Raw genomic sequence first — 7,004 nt, 5'->3', positions numbered from 1 at the left:
GAGGGAACCCCGGTGGCCGAGGGCACCACCCGCTACCGGCCCCCGCCCCGGCTGCGGTCCCACATCGACTCCCGCGACCGCACCTGCCGCTTCCCCCACTGCAACCGCCCGGCGGTGGAGTGCGACGTCGACCACACCGTCCCCCACCACCTCGGGGGGCCGACCAGTGCCGCCAACCTGGCCGCGCTGTGCCGACGCCACCACCGCCTCAAGCAGCACCCCGGCTGGAAGCTGTCTCAGCCCTCTCCCGGCACCCTGGTATGGCGGACCCCCCACCACCGCACCCACACCACCGTCCCCGACCCCTACCCCGGCCCATGACCCCCCGGAGCAGGAGCCCGGGGGACCCGGGCAGGGGGACCACACCGGGCACCGAGACGGACAACCGAGACGGACACGGGCCACGGACAGGGGCACCGAATGTGCCCAGGCGGGGTGGCCCCACGTGCGGGAGGGGGTCGCCCCGCCCTCGTCCACCCCGCAGCACACGCCCACCGCCCACCGGCCACCGGCCACCGGCCACCGGCGAAAGCATCCACCCGGCGGCGCCCCAGGCACCAGCAGGACCCCGGCGGCCGGGACCGCCACCACACACCACCCGGCACCCGCCCACGTCCCCCAGTCCCCAGCCCAGCGCACCGCCGAGCGCAGGCCCCGCCCTGCGACCACCTGAGCATCCCCCCGGCCTCACCCTCCGGCGCCGTCGCCGCCCGCCTGAACCGTGGCGCGATGCCTGCCGTACCGGCTGCGCGACCTGCCCCCACCGCCGGCCGTCGCTGCACGTTTGAACCCGGCCCCGCGACCGCCCGGGGACGCCTGTCCGGCCGCACCCCTCCGGGCCGTCGCGGCCCGCCTGGACCGTGACGCGGCGCCTCCCGCACCGGCTGCGCGACCTGCCCCACCGCCGGCCGTCGCCGCCCGTCTGAACCCCACCCCACGACCACCCGAGGACGCCTGTCCGACCCCACCCCTCACCGCCGTCGCCGCCCGCATGAACCCCGCCCCCTGTGACACTGGTCGTTCCGTGCCCGGCGAGCGCCCCAGCCCTCGCACCCGCATCCGCACACCCGCATGCGCATCCGCATCCGCATCCGTGAAGGATCCCCAGGTGTGAAGGGTGGCAAGAGGGAGAAGCGGCCGCAGGGGGGTGGACCAGGGAGGGAATGTCCGGCGGGATCGCGGCGTTGTCGGTGTCCGGTCGTAGAGTGAGAAGGCCGACTGGGAACGCAGGTTCCCTGGCGTATCAGGTGCAAGCTACGGGAGTTGACGCGACGTGCGGCCGGTGACGGAAATCCAGCGCAAGAAGGCGCCGTTCGAGGTGGTCTCGGAGATGTCGCCCGCGGGGGACCAGCCGGGGGCGATCGCCGAGCTGAGTCGGCGTGTCCAGGCGGGGGACCGCGACACCGTGCTGCTGGGTGCCACCGGTACGGGCAAGACCGCCACGGTGGCGTGGATGGTCGAACAGGTGCAGCGGCCGACCCTGGTGATGCAGCCCAACAAGACGCTGGCCGCGCAGTTCGCCAATGAGCTGCGGGAGATGCTGCCGAACAACGCGGTCGAGTACTTCGTCTCCTACTACGACTACTACCAGCCCGAGGCCTACGTCCCGCAGACCGACACCTACATCGAGAAGGACTCCTCGATCAACGACGAGGTCGAGCGGTTGCGGCACTCGGCGACCAACTCGCTGATCACCCGGCGCGACACCATCGTGGTGGCGTCGGTGTCGTGCATCTACGGCCTCGGTACGCCGCAGGAGTACGTCGACCGCATGGCGGTGCTGCGCACCGGGATGGAGGTCGACCGCGACGACCTGCTGCGCAAGCTGGTCGGGATGCAGTACACGCGCAACGACGTGGCGTTCACGCGGGGGACCTTCCGGGTGCGCGGCGACACCATCGAGATCATCCCGGTCTACGAGGAACTCGCGATCCGCATCGAGATGTTCGGCGATGAGATCGAGCGGCTGATGACCCTGCACCCGCTCACCGGCGAGGTGCTGGGCGAGGACGAGGAGATGTTCATCTTCCCGGCCTCGCACTATGTGGCGGGTCCCGAGCGCATGGAGCGCGCCGTCAACGGGATCGAGGCGGAGCTCGGCGAGCGGCTTTCGGAGCTGGAGGCCCAGGGCAAGCTGCTGGAGGCGCAGCGGCTGCGGATGCGCACGACCTACGACCTGGAGATGCTGCGCCAGGTGGGGTCCTGCTCCGGGATCGAGAACTACTCGCGGCACTTCGACGACCGCGAGGCCGGCAGTCCCCCCAACACGCTGCTCGACTACTTCCCCGAGGACTTCCTGCTGGTGGTCGACGAGTCGCACGTGACCGTCCCGCAGATCGGCGGGATGTACGAGGGCGACGCCTCGCGCAAGCGCACGCTGGTCGACCACGGGTTCCGGCTGCCGTCGGCGCTCGACAACCGGCCGCTGAAGTGGGAGGAGTTCCTGGGGCGGATCGGGCAGACCGTGTACCTGTCCGCGACCCCGGGCCCCTATGAGCTGAGGCAGAGCGGCGGCGACGTCGTGGAGCAGGTCATCCGGCCCACCGGCCTGGTCGACCCCAAGGTCGTGGTCAAGCCCACCGACGGCCAGATCGACGATCTGGTGCACGAGATCCGGCTGCGGGCCGAGCGCCAAGAGCGGGTGCTGGTCACCACGCTGACCAAGAAGATGGCCGAGGACCTGACGGACTACTTCGCCGAGCTCGACATCCGGGTGCGGTACCTGCACAGCGAGGTCGACACCCTGCGGCGGGTGGAGCTGCTCCGCGAGCTTCGGGCCGGCGAGTACGACGTGCTCGTCGGCATCAACCTGCTGCGCGAGGGGCTGGACCTGCCCGAGGTGTCGCTGGTAGCGATCCTCGACGCCGACAAGGAGGGCTTCCTGCGGTCCTCGTCGGCGCTCATCCAGACGATCGGCCGCGCCGCGCGCAACGTCGCCGGCGAGGTGCACATGTACGCCGACAAGGTCACCGACTCGATGCGCAACGCGCTCGACGAGACCGAGCGGCGGCGGGCCAAGCAGTTGGCCTACAACGAGGAGCACGGCATCGATCCGCAGCCGCTGCGGAAGAAGATCGCCGACATCCTCGACTCGCTGGCGCGTGAGGACGTCGACACCGAGGAGCTGATCGGGTCGGGGTACCGGGCCGCGAAGGCGCCCGTGCCGTCGCTGACGTCCACGGGGGAGCGGGCCAAGGACATCGCCCAGATGCCGCGCGCCGAGCTGGCGGACCTGATCGACCAGCTGGGCAAGCAGATGCATCAGGCGGCCACGGATCTCCAGTTCGAGCTCGCCGCGCGGCTGCGCGACGAGATCAAGGAGCTCAAGCGGGAGCTGCGCGGCATGGACGCCGCCGGCGTGAGCTGATCGGGCGACGCGTCCTGGCTGCGGTAACGCTCGGTGAGGACGCCCCGAGGGCACAGCACGCTACCGAATCGGCTACGGTTGGTGCGGTCTCGGCATTGCCCTGATGAAATTGCACTGTGTTAAATCACAACCGGAAAGGTGTCCGACGAGTCGGGCAAACCGTGGCGTAAGCGGTACGCTCCATGTGTTCGTAACGCCACGGCACGTGATCCCCGCCGACTCTGGCCAAGCCGCGCCACCGAGTCCTGAGCGGGCGCAGCAGCCATAATGCGCGGCCTGGAGGTGGGATGGGCGGATATGTCGTCCGGGTCCGGCACGACGACCTGCCAGGTGGCCCCGCGGAATTCGAACTTCTGGTGCGCTCGGCGGCCCACCGGTGGCGGACCGTCGATCCGCTGCTGCCGACCCCTTCGCACCCCCGTCCCAGCGCCTACCCGCTGCTGACGGTCAGTGACGAGGTCGGCCGCCCGGTGGCCACCGGCACCATGCGCTATTCGTGGTACCAGCCCGGCGAGGTCGGCCGTACCTGGGGGGTCCCCGACCAGCACTGGCTGACGCCCATCGTGGGCGGCCCCGACCCCGGGCGCGCGCTGGACTCCCTGCTCACCAGCTGGCGCGACCAGCTCGCCGAACTGCCCAGCGGCACCGGGTCGGAGTCGGCCGCCCAGCTCACCTGGCCGGCGCGCGACGTCATCGGCGTCCTCCCGCTGCAACGCCACGGCCTGCTGCCGCACAGCGTGCTCGCCGTCCGGCAGCAGCGCAGGGGCGTCCCGCCGTCGCTGCCGCCGAGGGACGTCACCATACGGCTCGCCGACCCCGAGGACCTGCCCCAGGTCGTGGCGCTGCTCATGGAGGAGCACCGCTACGAGGAGCACTTCGGCGGGGTGTTCGTGCAGCCCGAGACCGCCGACCAGACCCGCCGGGTGGTGGCGCGGTCCCTGGCGCGCTCGCCGTCGTGGATCTGGCTGGCCGAGCGCCGCGGGCGAACGGTCGGCCTGATCTGGGTCTCCCCGCCCGAACGCGCCAGGTGGGCGGCGCCGCTCACCAGCGCGGCACCGGCCGCGCACATCGGCTACGGCGTCGTGACGGCCGACGAGCGCGGCCACGGGATCGGCACCGCCCTGATCAGCAGCGCCCATCAGGCGCTCGACGCCCACGGCGTCGCGGCCACGCTGCTCAACTACGCGGTCATGAACCCGCTCTCCGGCCCCTTCTGGCACCGCATGGGCTACCGCCCGTTGTGGACCACCTGGGAGATCCGCCCGGCCCTGGCCCTGCGCTGAGCCGTTCCCGGCTCATTCCCGCGGGGCCGCGGCCGTCTGCTGGAGCGAGCAGATCCACCACTCGCCGTCGCGTTCGGCCATGGTCCACGTCCCCAGGGTGGTCCGCTCCCCGTCGGGCGTCGCCAGGAGCTGCGACGTGTGGACGACGGCGGTCCCGGGGCCCGGGAACGTGCTGGCCAGGACGGTGAGGCGGGTGCGGACCCCGGGCGGGCGGCCGCCGAGCCGCGCCGCGTGGTAGGCGTGGATCTCCTCCCAGCCCTCGAAGCGCCGCCCGGCCGCGCTGACCACCACGACGTCGGCGGTGAACCTGCGGTCGAACAGATCGGCGTCGCCCCGGTTGAAGGCGTCCTCGCGCTCGGCGATGACCTCGGCGACACGGCCGGCGTCCCCGGCGGGGTCGCCGCCGGGCCACTGGGCGACGGGTCTGGAATCGGTCATTGAGACTCCCTGTGCTCCCCGGTTCGTGTGCGGCGAGGCTAGCCGCGGGCGGGCAAAGCGGGATCAACGCGGAACTCTGGTCTTCCGGCCGCGTGCGGGTTACGGTCGCAGTCGGCGATGCGAAGGGCGGTCCACGTGACCAGAGCGACCATCCGGATCGGTGCGGTGCTGGGAGCGGCCGCCCTCGTGGCGACGGCCGCCGTGCCGGCGGCCGCGCGGACCGATCGCGACCCGGTGGCGGTGGGCAGGGGCGGCGCGGTGGCCACGGTCGACCCCGCGGCCACCGAGGCGGGGCTGGAGGTCCTGGGACGGGGCGGCAACGCGGTGGACGCCGCCGTGGCCGCGGCGGCGGCCCTGGGCGTCACCGAGCCCTACTCCGGCGGGTTCGGGGGCGGCGGCTACTTCGTCTACTACAGCCCCCGGGACGACCGCGTGTACACCCTGGACGGCCGCGAGACGGCGCCGGCGGCGATGGCGGAGGACTCCTTCCTGGAGGACGGCGAGCCCATCCCGTTCGCCGAGGCCGTCACCTCCGGGCTGTCGGTGGGGGCGCCCGGGGCGCCGGCGACGTGGGAGCACGCGGTGCAGGAGTGGGGGAGGACCCCGCTCAGCCGGGTGATGCGCCCGGCGATCGAGCTGGCCGAGCACGGGTTCACCGTCGACGAGACGTTCCGCCGCCAGACCGAGCAGAACGCCGAGCGGTTCGCGGACTTCCCCGCAACCGCCGAGCTGTTCCTGCCCGGCGGTGCGCCGCCCGAGCCGGGTACGCGCCTGCGCAACCCCGATCTCGCCGACACCTACCGCGCCTTTGCGAGGGAGGGCGCGGACGTCCTCGACGGCGAGATCGGCGCCGACATCGCCGCCACAGCCGCCGCGCCGCCGGTGGCACCCGGCACCGACCGCGTGGTCCGGCCCGGGCTGCTGACGGCCGACGACGTAGCGGACTACGCGGTGGTGGAGCGCGACCCCGCGCACTCGGTCTTCCGGGGCCTGGACGTGTACGGCATGGCGCCGTCGTCGTCGGGCGGGTCGACGGTCGGCGAGGCGCTGAACATCATCGAGCGCTACGACCCCGAGGAGCTCGGCGACACCGGCGGCCGGCACGTCATGCTGGAGGCCGCCAAGCTCGCCTTCGCCGACCGCAACGCCTACGTCGGCGACCCCGCCTACGCCGACGTCCCCCTGGACACCCTGCTCTCCGACGACTACGCGGCCCAGCGCGCGTGCCACATCGACCTGGAGGAGGCCGGTGCGGCGCCGGTCGCGCCCGGGGACGTGGCGGGCGGCGACGGCTGCGCCGCCGGCGGGCCGCCGGCCGGAGCCGGGCGCGAAGGACCCTCGACCACCCACCTGGTGACCGCCGACCGGTGGGGCGGCGTGGTGTCCTACACGATGTCCATCGAGCAGACGGGCGGCAGCGGCATCACCGTCCCCGGCCGCGGGTTCCTGCTCAACAACGAGCTGACCGACTTCGAGTTCGAGGTCGCGGAGTCCGGCGCCGGAGCCGCGAACCTCCCCGCGCCGGGCAAGCGCCCCCGGTCCAGCATGGCGCCGACCATCGTCCTGCGAGACGGTGAGCCCTACCTGGCCATGGGCTCGCCGGGCGGGGCGACCATCATCACCACGGTCCTGCAATTGCTGGTCGACCGGGTCGACCGCGGGCTGACCCTGCCCGAGGCCATGGCCGAGCCCCGGCTCTCCCAGCGCAACGGGGCCCGGACCGACGCCGAGCCCGCGTTCCTGGGCACCCCGGCCGAGGCGGAGCTGACGGGCATGGGGCACGCGTTCGCCGAGGTCCCCGAGATCGGCGCCGCGGTGGGCCTGGAGGTGCTGGACCGCGGGCGGATCCAGGCGGTCGCCGAGGCCGACCGGCGCGGCGGCGGGCACGCGGCCGTGCTGCGCCCCTCTCGCTAGGC

Annotated in this window: 5 protein-coding genes; 4 read left to right on the top strand and 1 reads right to left on the bottom strand. The window is 73.0% G+C overall.

What is annotated here, in order from left to right; translation table 11 throughout:
* From ACFO4E_RS27470 to ACFO4E_RS27460, 3 genes are all read left to right on the top strand, one after another.
* Nucleotides 1-321: HNH endonuclease signature motif containing protein (locus tag ACFO4E_RS27470; RefSeq protein WP_378579755.1), on the top strand; the 321-nt coding region annotated here is incomplete at its 5' end.
* 952 nt (nt 322-1,273) lie between these two features.
* Entirely contained in the window at nt 1,274-3,367 is a 2,094-nt protein-coding gene (uvrB, locus tag ACFO4E_RS27465; RefSeq protein ID WP_378579753.1) for an excinuclease ABC subunit UvrB, read from the top strand.
* 287 nt (nt 3,368-3,654) lie between these two features.
* Entirely contained in the window at nt 3,655-4,650 is a 996-nt protein-coding gene (locus tag ACFO4E_RS27460; RefSeq protein ID WP_378579751.1) for a GNAT family N-acetyltransferase, read from the top strand.
* Nucleotides 4,651-4,662: 12 nt separating this feature from the next.
* On the opposite strand, the gene ACFO4E_RS27455 is transcribed toward ACFO4E_RS27460, so the two are convergent.
* Nucleotides 4,663-5,088, bottom strand: coding sequence for an SgcJ/EcaC family oxidoreductase (locus ACFO4E_RS27455; protein ID WP_378579749.1), 426 nt, complete (start codon nt 5,086-5,088; stop codon nt 4,663-4,665).
* 135 nt (nt 5,089-5,223) lie between these two features.
* On the opposite strand from ACFO4E_RS27455, the gene ggt reads away from it, so the two are divergent.
* Nucleotides 5,224-7,002 carry a gamma-glutamyltransferase gene (gene ggt, locus ACFO4E_RS27450; protein WP_378579748.1) on the top strand — a complete coding sequence of 593 codons (1,779 nt, stop codon included), beginning with the start codon at nt 5,224-5,226 and terminating at the stop codon, nt 7,000-7,002.
* Nucleotides 7,003-7,004 lie beyond the last annotated feature (2 nt).

It is taken from the genome of Nocardiopsis mangrovi, from assembly GCF_042653925.1.
In the GTDB taxonomy this organism is placed as follows: domain Bacteria; phylum Actinomycetota; class Actinomycetes; order Streptosporangiales; family Streptosporangiaceae; genus Nocardiopsis_B; species Nocardiopsis_B mangrovi.
The sequence above is the reverse complement of the archived record's forward strand: the minus strand, read 5'-3'. Positions and strand labels throughout refer to the sequence as shown.

Excerpts from the sequence above, each read along its gene's own strand:
- ACFO4E_RS27460 (WP_378579751.1), top strand. The coding sequence starts at position 3,655 with ATGGGCGGATATGTCGTCCGGGTCCGGCACGACGACCTGCCAGGTGGC.
- ACFO4E_RS27455 (WP_378579749.1), bottom strand. The coding sequence starts at position 5,088 with ATGACCGATTCCAGACCCGTCGCCCAGTGGCCCGGCGGCGACCCCGCC.